This window comes from Parabacteroides leei (genome assembly GCF_023369805.1).
GTDB lineage: Bacteria > Bacteroidota > Bacteroidia > Bacteroidales > Tannerellaceae > Parabacteroides > Parabacteroides leei.
The window spans coordinates 747,483-762,482 of record NZ_JAMBQG010000001.1 but is presented as its reverse complement, the minus strand read 5'-3'; the positions used below and the strand labels follow the sequence as shown (position 1 = coordinate 762,482).

At 46.0% G+C, this 15,000-nt stretch carries 11 protein-coding genes; 7 read left to right on the top strand and 4 right to left on the bottom strand.

The genetic code is table 11. The annotated features are described in order from the left end of the window. Nucleotides 1–58: 58 nt before the first annotated feature. Genes M1P97_RS03050 through M1P97_RS03040 form a run of 3 tightly spaced genes read right to left on the bottom strand, consistent with a single transcriptional unit; the run spans nt 59 to nt 5,493 of the window. Nucleotides 59–3,103, bottom strand: a complete 3,045-nt coding sequence (locus M1P97_RS03050; RefSeq protein WP_221656175.1) for an efflux RND transporter permease subunit — start codon at nt 3,101–3,103, stop codon at nt 59–61. Nucleotides 3,104–3,109: 6 nt separating this feature from the next. Next, nucleotides 3,110–4,144 (bottom strand): efflux RND transporter periplasmic adaptor subunit, encoded by a 1,035-nt coding sequence (locus tag M1P97_RS03045; RefSeq protein ID WP_221656174.1) that lies wholly within the window; start codon nt 4,142–4,144, stop codon nt 3,110–3,112. A 5-nt stretch (nt 4,145–4,149) separates the two neighbouring features. Next, nucleotides 4,150–5,493, bottom strand: a complete 1,344-nt coding sequence (locus M1P97_RS03040; RefSeq protein ID WP_249388342.1) for a TolC family protein — start codon at nt 5,491–5,493, stop codon at nt 4,150–4,152. Between the two features lie 305 nt (nt 5,494–5,798). Here M1P97_RS03040 and M1P97_RS03035 point away from each other — a divergent pair, with 305 nt between their 5' ends. The 5 genes from M1P97_RS03035 (at nt 5,799) to mobC (ending at nt 10,404) form a co-directional block, all read left to right on the top strand. Continuing rightward, the gene (locus tag M1P97_RS03035) at nt 5,799–6,665 is read left to right on the top strand and encodes an RteC domain-containing protein (protein WP_221656172.1); all 867 of its coding nucleotides are present in this window, start codon (nt 5,799–5,801) and stop codon (nt 6,663–6,665) included. An 18-nt stretch (nt 6,666–6,683) separates the two neighbouring features. Further along, complete coding sequence (locus tag M1P97_RS03030) at nt 6,684–7,235, top strand: hypothetical protein (RefSeq protein ID WP_221656171.1); 552 nt, start codon at nt 6,684–6,686, stop codon at nt 7,233–7,235. A gap of 324 nt (nt 7,236–7,559) precedes the next feature. Then, on the top strand, nt 7,560–7,889 hold the full coding sequence (locus M1P97_RS03025; protein WP_221656170.1) for a helix-turn-helix domain-containing protein: 330 nt from the start codon (nt 7,560–7,562) through the stop codon (nt 7,887–7,889). Nucleotides 7,890–7,898: 9 nt separating this feature from the next. Beyond that, nucleotides 7,899–8,210: a helix-turn-helix domain-containing protein gene (locus M1P97_RS03020; protein WP_221656169.1), complete on the top strand. Its 312-nt coding sequence runs from the start codon at nt 7,899–7,901 to the stop codon at nt 8,208–8,210. 187 nt (nt 8,211–8,397) lie between these two features. Next, nucleotides 8,398–10,404: a conjugal transfer protein MobC gene (gene mobC / locus M1P97_RS03015; RefSeq protein WP_221656168.1), complete on the top strand. Its 2,007-nt coding sequence runs from the start codon at nt 8,398–8,400 to the stop codon at nt 10,402–10,404. A gap of 288 nt (nt 10,405–10,692) precedes the next feature. Here the strand turns inward: mobC and M1P97_RS03010 are convergent, their stop codons facing one another. Beyond that, on the bottom strand, nt 10,693–11,085 hold the full coding sequence (locus M1P97_RS03010) for a hypothetical protein (protein WP_249388341.1): 393 nt from the start codon (nt 11,083–11,085) through the stop codon (nt 10,693–10,695). A gap of 218 nt (nt 11,086–11,303) precedes the next feature. Here M1P97_RS03010 and M1P97_RS03005 point away from each other — a divergent pair, with 218 nt between their 5' ends. Together M1P97_RS03005 and M1P97_RS03000 are read left to right on the top strand one after the other, a co-directional pair. Then, a complete protein-coding gene (locus M1P97_RS03005; RefSeq protein WP_221656166.1) occupies nt 11,304–12,839 on the top strand; it encodes a DUF4099 domain-containing protein in 1,536 nt (511 codons plus the stop codon). 30 nt (nt 12,840–12,869) lie between these two features. After that, entirely contained in the window at nt 12,870–14,975 is a 2,106-nt protein-coding gene (locus M1P97_RS03000) for a type IA DNA topoisomerase (RefSeq protein ID WP_221656165.1), read from the top strand. Nucleotides 14,976–15,000: the final 25 nt, after the last annotated feature.

Sequence of the window (15,000 nt, the reverse complement as noted above, 5' to 3'; positions counted from 1 at the left end):
TTCTCGTCTTACTAAAACCAAATTACCCCCGATTCGTTTTCGAATATTTATTCCATGACTATGCGATTTTAGGCGGCAGCAATTTATACAGAACCGGTGTCAATATACGCGATAGCAGCAGGGAACTAATCAACCCTCCAACAATTACCAATGCCAACGGTCTGTATAATGGTGACCCTTGTATAATTAATGGTATCATACTGGCTACGGCCGTCATGGTGGTTAAGAATATCGGGATAAACCGAACTTCTCCGGCAGTAGCCACCGCTGTATCTAACGGCATACCTTCTTTACGCAGGTAGTTCGTATAATCTACCATAAGAATAGAGTTTTTCAATTCGATCCCTACTAATGCAATGAATCCAATTATTGAGATAAACGATAAGGGACTTCCGGTAATGAATAATGCAAGTATGCCCCCCATAAATCCTAACGGAATCACCGAAAGGACTATTAAACAGGATTTAAAACTCTTAAATTCAAGGATCAAAGCTGCTACAAAAGCAAATAGAGTAAACAGAAGGATTGCCCCGAATCCTGAAAACGACCGTTGCTGATTCTCTGTTTCCCCGGCTGCTTTCCAAGTATATCCGGCAGGCAGTTTCAGGGATTGTAACTTAGCTACAACATCTTTGTTTAGTTGGGAATAAAGATACCCTTCCTGCGCATAAGCCGTTACCGTTGTGTATAAGTCTTTATTCAGCCTTGTGATAGAGTTCGGATTTTTCTCAAAGGCAATATCGGCGATGCTTGTTAAGGGAACGGCGTTCCTTTTTGCGGTCGGCACATATATTTTATCGAATATATCCATTTGCTGGAACCTGCCTTTAGGCAGAAGTATATTGATTGGAGATTTTCGTTCCACCCGATCCAACTGTATTTCCCCGGCTTTAGACCCTGTTATCGCCATTCGCACAGCCTTGTCCACATCTTCGTTCCGAACGCCGAGAAGGGATGCTTTCTCCTTATTTATTTCAACTTTCAGCCCTGTGTTGGAAATGGCGATGCTATTGTTTACATACATTGCCGCATCTATGGATTTTATAATTTCCTCCACTTTCAATGAGTATTTCCGCAATGTATCCAGATTGTCCCCAAAAATGCGAATAGCGACAGGTGCTTCCAGCGGCGGCCCTTGTTCAAACTCCAACAACTGGACTTTGGCTTCCGGGATTTTCAGGAATTGCCGCCGTAAGGAATCTATTATGGCGGTTTTGTGTTTTACATCCGCATCTTCGCATTGGACAAATATATTGGCAAAGTTAAGGCGTTCGTCTTGCTGGTACACATTGTAATATACTTGCGGATTTCCTTTACCTACGTTGCTTGTATAATACTTCACCCCCGGTTGATTAGACAGTATATCTTCCACTTTCCGGCAAACTTTATCCGTTTCGTCCAACGAAGCGTTAGGCGCAGTTTCAATATTTACATGAAACTGAGGTTTGTCGGTTTTTGGAAAAAGGGAGAATCCCATACTGCCCGCCACCGAGAATCCAGCAATGGTAATTACGGCAACAATCAGCGTAGCCCATTTCGGATGGCGAAGGGATTTTTCCATAACCTTCCCGTAGCTCCAATGGATTCCCTTGTGTAATCCGCGTAAGAAGATATTTCCTTCGGGATTTACTTTTTCTTTCAGCAGCTTATCCGAAATGAATGGAACGATAGCCAATGAAACGAACAGGGAAGCGGCAACGGCTGTGATTACTGCAAGCGGAAGGGAACGCATAAATTCGCCTGAAACTTCCGGCATAAACAGAATGGGTATAAAAGCAAGGATAATCATGGTGGTTACACCCATCACCGCAAGGGCTATCTGGCCGGTACTTTCTATAATCGCTTTTCTCAAAGGAAGCCCGGAACGTAGAGAACGCTCGATATTCTCGTTGATAACAATCGCATCATCCACTAAAATCCCTAATGCCAGAATCAGTCCGACAATACTGAATTGGTTCAGGCTGCAACCTAATATACTCAACAGGAACACCCCGATTGATAACGACAAGGGAATAGAAATCATAACTACTGCCGTCGAGCGGAATCCCAGCGGCAACAAGGTTATGGAAACCAGCAAAATGGCAATAATGAAATCGTGTAGCAACTGATTAAGCCTGGAAGAAACGCTTTCCGATTGGTCAAAATGTTTATTCAACTCAATGTTGGCCGGCAAAACTTTTGCATAATCATCAATAATGGCTTGTGCCGCGTCAGCTACCGCAAGAATATTATATCCTGCTTTTAAGGATGCTGTAACGAGAACAGCCCTTGTACCGTTCAGCCGGACGATATGCTTTTCTTCTTCATAATCCTTGCTGATATCAGCAATATCTTTCAAACGTATAATCTGCTGGTTGGCAACATGGATTACCGTATTGGCAATTTCTTCTACCGATTCGTAGGTATCGCCTGAATTTACATTGAATGCCGTGTTTCCCGAAACAACATTTCCTGCTGGAAGCGTATAGCTATCCCTTTTTAAAGCAGTGAATACCGAACTGACAGGAATATTATACTCCGAAAGTTTATTGATATTCAACTCTACTTTTACTTCCTGACGAGGATATCCCCACGTTTCTACGGTTTTTATACCGCCCACTTTTTTTAGTCGGTTTTTCAATTCGGTGGAATGGTATTCCAGATCCGCATAGGATGCGGTTTCGGACAACAATGCAATCTGATAGATATTGACATCGGTTGTTCGGGTTCGCTTGATAAGAATTTGTGCGATGTTTTGAGGAAGTTCACCGGAACGCAATCGTTCCATTTCACGTATAATTTCCTGATACTTTTCGTCTCTGTCCGTAGAAAAATCGTACCGAAGCCCGATATACGCCAAGCCGCTTGCAGCTGAGGCTTTAATCTCCTTTATGCCATCCATTTCATAAAAGGCATCCTCTATCGGCTTTATTACCTGATCTTGTAATTCCGTTGGCGTGGCTCCCGGCATGATTACAGCCACGGAATAAATCGGAAAATTCATATCCGGTTCTTCGCCTCTCGGCATGGTCAGCAATGAGTTTATACCCAATATCAACAACCCGGCGATAACGATATAGGTAAACTGCTTTTTCTCTACGAAAAACTGTATAAATGCTTTCATAGGGCCTTATTGTATATTAATGGTTGAGCTTTCAGTTATAAATCCCGCTCCTTCGTTGATAACCTTGTCTATATCCGATAACCCCTGACTGATAAAGGCATTATTATCCTCAATTTTGGCAATGGATACCGGAATTTTCTTTGCCTTATTACCTTCAGGGATATATACCACACCCTTCTTTCCTGCAATTTCGGCAAGGCTGCTTACAGGAATAACTTTATAAGAATGTGATTTGCCGGATTTTATTTCGGCATTGGCGAACATTCCGACAGAGATACGTTCTTTGGCCGGCTCCAACTTTACTTCAACAAGGTATAATCCCGAACTTTGATCTGTCGATAGGGCAAGGTGATGTACGCGCCCGTTGAACTTTTTATCGGAAAAACCGTCAATCGTAATCCCCGCTTTGTCGCCCACCGACAAGGATTGCCAATCAGTAACCGGCACACCAGCTCTTAAAATCAGGCCGTTTCCCGTTTTTGTTGTCACAATAAATACGGGAGAGGCTATACCAATCAGTTCTCCCTCGTTGGCAATCCTTTTTAAAACCACACCGTTATCAGGCGCAATAATCCGCGAATTTGTTTTATTGTATTCCGTAATATCCGAGGCTTGTTTGGCTAATACCCAGGCAGTTTTTGCATTTTGAAACTGTTCCAATGAAATAACACTGTCGGCATACAAGGATTCGGCACGTTGGTAATCCCGTTTTGCTTTATCTTCATTTTCTTTGGCTTGTATGGATTGTGCTTCGATTTCAGTATAATTCAGTTCCGCCAATAGCTGCCCTTTATATACTCCATCACCCTCTTTTACATATATACGGCTGATGATTCCAGCGGTCTTGAAAGATAGTTTCGCCTCTTCAAGTGTAGTCAATGCACCGTGTATTGTTACACTGTTTGCGACTTCCTGTGTCCTGACATCGGCCAACTGAACTGGAATATCATTTATATTTTTAACCATTTCGGCTTGCTTTTGCTTGCAGGACATTACGGATAATGATATCCCTGCAATAATGATAAAATGTATTGTTTTCATTGCGTTTAATAATTATTCAGATTAAAACTTGCGTTAGCCCGTTCCACTTCCGCCTGTTTGATACAGACGTTATACCGGGCGATATTTAACAACACCGAAGTATTGATATATTGGGTTTGGGCGTCCAGCAACTCAATGTATAGTGCTTGTCCCTCTTTGTAGAGCTTCACCATATCCCTGTAATATTTCTCAGCGACATCCATCTGGGACTTTTCGGAATCATAATTGTTCAAGGCGTCCAAGTGGTTATTGATTGCCTGCCGTAATTGCAATTCCAATTGCTCCCGGACATGGTTGGTTTGCGCTTGCGCCGCACCGATATCGGCTTTAGCCGCATTTATCTTATGGATATGCTGCCCACCCAAAGAAAACGTCCATTGTAAAGATACCCCCAGCATATAGTAGCGGGTTTTATCGTTCATTTTCCAGTCAAAGCCCTGTGAGCCCAAATCGAGAAACGCATTCACTTTAGGAAGCATAAATGATTTTGCAAGTCCTTTATTCAATTGTGTTATATCGGATGCCAACAAGAGTTTTTGCATTTCTTCCCTGTCCTCAACAGAAATATTTGAGCTGCCGTTCGACAGGATTATTTCGGGTTCTTCTATCTCTATTTCTGTTTCAAAAGGCTTGTTTAACAGAAAATTGAAATACGATTGGCTGTTTTTTTGAGCCTGCAATGCCGAAAATAAAGCGGCTTCGGCTCTTGTCACTTCGTTTTCGCTTCTTAAAACAGTTGTGTTGTTTGTTTTTCCGTTCTTTAAAAGCGATTGATTGATCCTGAAACTTTCGCCTGCCACTTTCACTGCGTTTTCCCTTATTTCAACAGTCTTTGACGATTGGCAATACTGATAATATGCTTTCTTAATCTCTTTAACCAATTCCCGCTTATACAAAAGGATTTCCGTTTCCTGCATATCCGCTGTTGTCCGCTTTATTTTCCGGTTGTACAACAGTTCCGCATTGAATACAGGCATATCCAATCGTATCTTTGCATCATAATAGTTGTCGGGATTCAGTTGTATCGCCATATTTTCCAAAGAAGGAAAAGATTGACTTCCCGTAAGTTCATTAAGGGAATTGTAAATCGGATTGAGTAGGTCGCCGACAGGAAAATCTACGGTACGGCCTCCGTCTGCCTTGTTATAAGAGCCGCTAACGATCAATTTCGGGAAGAAAAGCGACTGCGCTTCTTTAAGGGCATACAGGTTCTTCTTCAACAAGAAGGTCTGCTGCTTTATACTTTCGTTATTATCAAGCCCTTCCCGGATGTACTTGTCTATAACGCTTTGCGCATGGATTGGGACAAAACAACATAGTCCCAAGAGTAATAAACAATATTTCTTCATATGCTTTACACTTGATTTTATTCAACTGCAAAGTTCCCGATTGGGCATCAGAAAAAATAACCGCAAATAACAGGAAACTACCCGTAAAACATCAATAAACTTTTACCCGTCACCGTATGATAAATCCTATTTATACGGAAAATAATAACACAGAACAGTTAGGCTGTTATTCGTGAATATTTTACGTTTCAGGGATATAAATATGAGATTTAGGGTTAAAATATCTCGGTTTATTCGCGGATATTTGTAAACTATAAATTGGTGTTTGATGTCAAATCGGTTATCCACATAATCAATCTGTCTATATGAAGGAATTTGTATACATCTTACAAAAGGAAATAAAAGTTCGTTTGCAGAAAAATGAAGCGAAAGAGACGGATATGCTTAAAAAATCTTTGGAAAATTCGCGTGTCCTCGGAGAAGCGTTCGACCGGTTGAAAGAGTTCATTATCAATTACCGTTTCGCGGACGAGGCGGAGGAAATCTTATTTTTCAAGGAGATCAAGCCGAAGATCTTCTGCCACCTGATCTATTACCGCAAGGTCTATAACATCGAGATGAACCGTCCTGTGGCCAGCTTGGATGCGCAAAGGGTGTACCTGAAAAATAAACTCGATGCCATCCAGGAATACAACAATAAGATACTGGATTTTTATCGTTACTACCGTTCTTGTGCCGACTATCTGGATGCCGCCTACTTCGTGCGTGGCAAGCCCGACATGGAGCAATACCTGGAAACGTTCTACTACGAGCGTGATCCGCAGTTTTCGACCAACTGCGATTTCAAGGTCGCCCGTATCCTGGCCAACGACATGTTGCAGGCTTACCTACTTTCAGAACTGGAAGAACTGGACAATAGTCAGCATAACGTTTCTTCCGGGGCCTTCCCGAAGATTAAACTGACATGGACGGGCAGCAAAACCGATCTGATCGAACTGATCTATGCGTTGGATACCGTAGGATGTTTCAATGGAGGTAAAGTACCGCTTAATCAGATTACCGCCTATTTTGTAAACATATTCAACATCGACTTGGGTAACAACATCGCCCGTAACTTCTACGACATGCGCATCCGCCAACAGCCTACGCCGTTTCTCGACCGTTTGCGGGAAGAAATCCTCAAACGGATGGAAAACACAAAGCCCGGCAAGAAAAAGGATGATGATGAATAACTTAAAAAATGCAGATTTATGAAAAGGATTTTATTATTACCATTGGTAGCCTTGTTGTTTTCCTGTGGAGGTACGACAGGCAAGTATGAAAAACTGATTGCCGATGTAGTACAGACAGACGGCAAGGGTACAAAATACGACCTTAATTTTAAGGCTGATAATCTGGAAGAGATCCGGCAGATTACCGTTGCCGACAGCATTCAGATTATTGCCGATGCTTTTAATGCCGACAAGGACAAAAAAAGAGCGCAACTCCAGCAATCCCTTACCCGCAATCAGGAAAGTCTGGACAAAGAAAAGAACAGCCGTTATCCGGGAAAAACCATGATGACTTTCTATCAAAAAAATGTAGACCGCTACACTCACCTGATAGATTCGCTGGAGCAGACCGCTCCGGCGAAAACCGCCCGATACGAAAGCCGGGACAACAACGAAATACTGGCGGTAGTCGTCCGCTGCACCTATACCATCGACGAACCGCTGACCAACAAAAGAGCCACCGAAACATTCGATTTCGTCCTCTCTCCAGACGGTACAAAATGTTATTCCCAGAAAAGAGTAAAAGAATAACGCTATACCCAATTTAGTATTCCTGTCCGTATATCGCTTTTAAGGCGAATACGGACTTTTTTTTGTGCTTCTGAATTTTTAAAGGAACAGGATACAATTTGCTTGTATTGTAAGTCGCTGTATTTCAATATATAACATCGCGCTGAATACATTCTATACTAAATCCAGTAGAAATTACCGCCCGGAAATTTTATGCCTTTTTTAATGAAAAGTTACTGATAATGAACCGGATATAAAATAATTCAAAAATAGTGTACCCAACTTGTGAATACACCCCGGTAAACCTTGCCACCTTTGCAAAACAGAATTTATAATCTCAGTAATATGGAAACAATAACAATCGAATCGCAAGCCTGGCAACAGCTTATGGCAAAAATTGACCGGATAGAGCGCTTTATTATCGACAGTGCCAAAGATAAATCCGAACCGGATAACCTTTGGCTGGATAAAGATACGGTATGCGCCTATCTCAAAGTAAGTAAACGCACCCTGCAACGCTACCGCAGCAACGGAGTGATTGCCTATTCCATGATCGGCCGCAAAACCTATTACAGCGTGGCAGCGGTCAAAGAACTGCTGAAGGATAAAAACATCCGGCGGGATAAGCCCTCACTGGAGGAACTTGCCGATAAAGGTCGTATTCAAAATCAGTAGCATCGGCGTATGTTTATCGACAAAGAACATTTCGAGGGCTGGATGCACCGCATCATGGAGCGATTCGACAAGTTGGAGAAACTCCACGCAGCCACTCCGGTCAAAGAACGGCCGCTGTTGCCCGACGGTGATATGCTGCTGGATAATTACGACCTGTGCCAGATGCTCAATGTCAGCAAACGCACCTTGCAGCGTTACCGTTCCTCCGGGGAACTGCCTTTCCAGATGATCTACCATAAGACCTACTATAAGGAATCGGACGTAGTTCGTTTTATTGAAACCCATTTCAGTAAATTCAGGAACATGAAGAAAAAGAAATAATCCATGTTTTGCTTTTCTTTTTGCTTTTCCACTCCGCCCCGTTGTGATAACGCGGCGGTTTTTTTATAGCTGTTTATGCCAAAAGCAGCCACTTCCCTTCCTGAAACTGCTATACAATTAATTATCAATCAATTAGACTTTTCTGCTGCGTATTTTCGCTTTTCAAACTCCTAAAAGCGATTATAATATGCAACAAGAAGATGATCTCCGGGGCCTGGCCAAAGTCATGGACTTTATGCGTGCCCTCAGTATTTTATTTGTAGTAATCAATATCTACTGGTACTGTTACCAGCAGATCGAGGCGTGGGGTATCAATGTCGGCGTAATCGACAGGATACTCCTTAATTTCGACCGCACGGCAGGGCTGTTCCACAACATACTTTGGACAAAACTTTTTGCCGTTGTATTTCTTGCCCTTTCCTGTCTGGGAACAAAGGGGGTAAAAGAGGAAAAGATCACCTGGAGGAAAATTATCATTTCACTCTCCGTCGGCTTTATCCTCTTTTTCTTTAACTGGTGGTTGCTCTATCTGCCCCTGCCTATGGATGCCAACGCTGGCTTTTATATCCTGACCATGTCGGCCGGTTATATCTGCCTGCTGATGGGCGGGGTATGGATGTCGCGCCTGTTGAAGAATAATATGATGGACGACGTTTTCAATGTCGAAAACGAATCGTTCCAGCAGGAAACACGCCGGATAGATAACGAATATTCGGTCAATCTGCCTACCCGGTTCTACTACAAAAAGAAATGGAACGATGGCTGGATTTCAGTCGTAGCGCCGCAGAGAGCGGCCATCGTTTTGGGCGTACCGGGCAGCGGCAAGAGTTTCGCCGTCGTAAACCAATTCATCAAACAGCAGATTGAAAAGGGATTTGCCATGTACGTGTACGACTTCAAATTTCCCGACCTGAGCGAGATAGCCTATAACCACCTTTTGAACAACCAAAACGGGTATAAAAAGGTACCGACTTTCTATGTAATCAACTTTGACGACCCGGCCCGGTCGCACCGGTGTAATCCCATCAATCCGGCCTTTATGACCGATATATCCGACGCCTACGAAAGCGCCTATACCATAATGCTCAACCTCAATAAAACCTGGGTGCAAAAACAAGGCGATTTTTTCGTGGAATCCCCCATAATCCTTTTGGCGTCAATTATCTGGTATCTCCGCATCTATCAGGGTGGAAAATACTGTACGTTCCCTCATGCCATAGAATTTCTGAACAAACGGTACGAAGATATTTTCCCCATTCTCACCTCATACCCGGAGCTGGAAAACTATCTCAGTCCCTTTATGGATGCGTGGCTCGGTGGCGCTCAAGATCAGCTCCAGGGCCAGATAGCGTCAGCGAAAATTCCCCTTTCCCGCATGATTTCCCCGCAACTTTACTGGATTATGTCCGGGGATGAATTTACGCTCGATATTAACAATCCGGACGAGCCGAAGGTGCTGGTAGTAGGCAACAACCCGGACAGGCAGAATATCTACGGGGCAGCGCTGGGCCTTTATAATAGCCGTATCGTAAAACTTATCAATAAGAAGGGCCAGCTTAAAAGTAGTGTCATTATCGACGAGTTACCGACCATCTATTTCAAAGGTCTGGATAACTTAATTGCCACTGCCCGGAGTAATAAAGTATGCGTCCTACTCGGTTTTCAGGACTTTTCGCAACTTAAACGCGACTACGGAGATAAAGAAGCCGCTGTGGTAATGAACACGGTCGGCAATATATTCTCCGGTCAGGTAGTAGGCGATACCGCCAAAATGCTTTCCGAACGCTTCGGAAAGGTTTTGCAGAAACGCCAGTCTATGACCATCAACCGGAACGACAAAAGCACATCCATATCCACCCAGCTCGACAGCCTGATCCCTGCCAGTAAAATCGCCACACTCACGCAGGGTATGTTCGTGGGAGCCATCGCCGATAACTTCGACGAACGCATCGAGCAGAAGATTTTCCATTGCGAAATCGTAGTGGATACTGCGAAGGTGGCGGCTGAAACTAAAGCCTACCGGAAGATTCCCGTAATCACCAATTTTGTGGACGAGGATGGGGTTGATCGGATGAAGGAAATGATTCAGGAAAATTACGACCGCATTAAGGCCGAAACCCGGCAGATCGTCGAGGACGAACTGGAAAGGATCAAGAACGATCCGGTGCTTTGCCACCTGTTGCCGGAGCAGTAATAAAAAAACGGCAATTCTTTTTTTTTGTAAAAAACTTTATTATTTTTGAGGTGTCCGCTAAGGACAAATAAATACTGCTTACCGATCTATCCATCACGCAGAATTATCCCGTTAGGGTTAGGGCAAAGCATGGTTAGGTGTGGCAGGGCAAGGCCGAACACGGCAAGGTCTGGCGCGGTGAGGTATGGCAGGGCATGGCCCTCCAACGATTTAAGGAGGGAGGAATTAAAGTATAGGCGCTCATTGGGCGCCTATTGCCTTATACAACCTATTCCCCAAGAGGTATAATCAGTTCGGCAGGCTGTCCGCGCCCCCTGTAAATAAAAGTCGGTCTGTTTCCGTACCAGTTTCTTCCAGTTTATATTTCTTCACTATCTCGTCCAGCAACTCCATATCCAGGTGCAGGTATGCCCCGAATGCCGGATATTCCGTCAGCCCGAAGCCTATCATAATCCCGTCCGGCTCGTCTTCCATGCCCAACATAAATACAAAATAATTGTGCGGATTGGCCGCGTCCATATTAAACAGTATTTCCTCGTCCGTGAGTTCCGGCGGAGTACCCCCCTCGGGCATCAGCTTGTAATATTCATAATCTACCCAACCCCGGTTACGGTTGGATGAAAACAGTTCCCTTAACTGCTCCGTCGTCAGGTGGCCGATGGCGTAAAATTGTTCGATCATATTTATTTCATTATATCTGTTCCCAAAGTTAGGGAATAAATTCAGTTCAGGGAGTAAACAGCGGATGTTTTTCTCTTTCCCGCAGTGGAGTTTAAAGCCACAAGTCGCCAGTTATTTTCCTGACACTTCCGCACGCCATTCAACCCTTTACCAGCCAGCTGATTAAGCCTAATTTCGTCCGTGCGCCGATGTTGGCGCTCATTTAAATCATTCGCAATATGGACGAAAAAAAGAAAAAAGACGAGAAAAAAGTAATGCTCGTCAAAGACGCAAGCGACGGCAAACTGAAAGCCGTTACCAACGTGGACAAGGATGGGAACATCCAGACCATTGACCCCACCGAATCGAACATCGCTTCCCTGCTGAACGTGAACACCCAGGATTCGGTGCTCGAAGCCTTCTTCAAAAAGATGCTGGAGCAGGCCGATAATCCGGCCCATACGGGATTATCCAACATTTTCATTATGACCGAGAGCGTTCTCCGCAAACTTATCAAAATGGACTTTCCTCCCGAAGAACTGGAAAAGTACCGCGTCGATCCCGCTGCCGAACTCCAGAAAGGACAGCAACAGAAACAGGATGCGGGCGAGGAATCCCAAGCCTTCCAACCTCTCGATTTAAACAAAATCGACCGGGCCGATATGGAGCGCAAGGGCATCCGCTGGGAAGATATGGAACCGCACCTGCGGGCTATGTCCTACGGTCACAAGTCCAACGGGCTGATAGATATGAACCCCGAAATGGAACCCGGCGGAGTGCGGGTACCCACCAAAGGGCGCGTATCGCTGGAAGAACAGCCGGATGGCTCTATTAAAGTCAGGCCCCACTACTGGCAGGAAAAACCCAACTTCGATGCTCCCCTGTACGGTAAGAAACTCGACTCCGAAACCAAAACCAACCTCGAACTGACCGGCAACGCGGGTAAAACCATTAAACTGGAAATTACCCCCGGCAAAAAGGAACCGTGTTATGTTACACTCGACAAGATGACCAACACGCTGGAAGTAATGCGGGTGGCCGATTTCCCAAAACGTACAAACATCAAAGGCGTGGAACTCTCCAAAGGCCAGCAGATCGACCTGTACGACCACGGCAAAAAGATATTGCTGGAGGGGATGACCACCCGCGCCGGATATAAGCGCGATGCCTATATCCAGATCAATGCCTCCAACCGTAATTTCGATTTTTCCTACGAGGGCCTCGACCGCAACCGCTATGCCCAGGCGAATAAAGAAATCCGGCGGGAGAAGGTGGCGTCGGAAAAGAAGGAGCAGAAACAGGCTCCCGGCAATTCCCAAAGACAAAGTTTCATCCACAAGTTATTGGGTGGAGCCGAGGTGCCGGACAAAGCATACAATCAGTGGAAAGAAGCCGAAGCCGACCCCACCAAACAGAAAAATGTCCGGGCCACCTATGTGAAAGGCATGATGCTGGACGGCAAGGACGAACCCATCAACCTGTGGGTAAAGCCCAATTTTGAGAAAGGGAAGCTGGAGTTTTTCAGGTGGAACCCCGACTATGCCAAAAAGCAGGGCGCGGAGGTGAAACCCGCTAACGAGAGCAAGACCCAGCACGCCGTCAATACCGAGGGTAAGACCAACGAGTCGACCAAAAACGTAAAAGAGCCGCTGAAACAGGGCCAGCAGAAACCCACAGAAGGGCAGCAGAAAAAGCAGGACGAGAACAAGCAGCGGCAAGCCGCCCCTGCCAGAAAGCCGTCCGCGCCGAAAGCCAAGAAAGGCGTCCGGATTTAACACAGTATTCATCCATTAAATAGTATCACAATGAAAGTAATCATAGCTGAAAAACCGTCGGTAGCGCGTGAAATAGCCGCTATCGTCGGAGCAAACAGCCGCAAAGACGGCTATATAGACGGTAACGGCTACGCCGTCACCTGGGCATTCGGTCACCTGGTAGGGTTGGCTATGCCCGACGAATACGGATTTACGGGATTTAAAGCCGAAGACCTGCCTATTCTCCCGCAGCAATTCATTCTAAAACCCCGTCAGGTACGCGAGGGTAAAATCTATAAAGACGATCCCGGCGTGATGAAACAACTTAAAACTATTCAGGAACTGTTCAGCCGTGCCGATGAAATTATCGTGGGCACCGATGCCGGCCGTGAAGGCGAACTTATACATCGCTATATATATAATTATGTAGGGAGCAAAACTCCGTGTCGTCGATTGTGGATCAGTAGCCTGACCGACCGTGCCATCCGCGAGGGATTGCAGAACCTCCGTCCGGGCAAGGAGTACGACAACCTCTATTTTGCCGCCGACGCACGGGCGAAAGCCGATTGGCTGGTGGGCCTGAATGCCTCCCGAGCACTGGCTATCGCCGCCGGAAACGGTGTATGGTCGCTCGGCCGGGTGCAGACACCCACGCTGGCGATTATTTGCGCCCGTTATCTGGAAAATAGGTCGTTTACCCCACAGACCTATTTCCAACTGAAACTCCACACCGCCAAACAGGCTACCGTATTCGCCGCCCTGTCGGTAAAAAAATACGACCGCAGGGATGCCGCAGATACGGCTTTTGCCGCTGTAACCGATGCAGGGCAGGTACAGGTTGCCAAAGTGGAACGCAAGGAGGTAAACCAGCAGCCACCCCTGCCGTATGACCTGACAGCCCTTCAAAAGGAGGCTAACAGCAAGCACGGCTTTTCGGCGGATAAAACCCTGAATATAGCACAAGGGCTTTACGAGGCCAAACTGATTACCTATCCCCGTACCGGCTCCCGGTATATATCGGCGGACATCATGGACGAGATACCGGAACGTATTGCCGGATTGAAAGCCTACGGGCGCTTTTCGGCTTATGCCGGGGAAATGGATATGAAAATACTGAATATCCGTGCGGTGGACGACAGTAAGATTACCGACCACCACGCCATACTGCCGACAGAAAACATTCCGAAGGAACTGACAGCCGACCAGCGTACCATTTACGAAATGATAGCCGGTCGTATGCTGGAAGCCTTTTCACCCGCTTGCCGTAAAGAGAACACATTTGTCAGCCTGACGTGCACCGGAATGGATTTTACCGCAAGGGGTTCCGTGATCCTGTCAGCGGGCTGGCAGAAAGTATTCGGCAGCCAGGAAGAAGATAAAGAGGAAGACACAACCATTCTGCCCGACCTGGCCGAAGGCGACATCCTGCCCGTGAAAGGATGCGACGTGCTGGAAAAACAGACCAAACCCCGCCCGGTTCATACCGAAAGCAGCCTGCTGGCAGCGATGGAGACGGCAGGGCGGGAACTGGAAGACGAAGCCGAGCGCGAAGCCATGAAAGAATCCGGTATCGGAACCCCGGCTACCCGCGCAGCCATTATCGAAACCCTCTTTGCCCGTGAATACATCCGCAGGGAGAAGAAGTCCCTCGTACCGACCGATAAGGGACTGGCCGTTTACGAAATAGTAAAGGATAAGAAGATCGCCGACGTAGCCATGACCGGCGGCTGGGAACTCGCCTTGTCGAAAATCGCCTCCGGAGAGATGGACGCCTTTACTTTTCATCAGGGAATAGAAGTGTTTACCGCACAAATCGCCTCTGAATTGCTGACGGCTCAAATCGAAGGCGGCGGCCGCCGGGCTGGGGCAACCTGCCCCCGTTGCGGGCAGCCCGTGGTATTCTATCCCAAAGTAGCCAAATGCCAGAACCCTGATTGCGCCCTGACCGTATTCCGCAGCATGGCCCGCAAGGAACTTTCCGACGGGCAGCTGGCAGACCTGTTTAACAAAGGTAAAACCGGACTTATCAAAGGATTTCAGAAGTCGGCCGGAGGCACATTCGATGCCGCCGTAACCTTTGATCCGGAGTTTAAGACCGTATTCGATTTCCCGAAGAATAAACCGGGCAAAGCAGGGAAAGGCGGTAAGCGAAAATAAATCGTTATCTTTGCCACTATAAAAT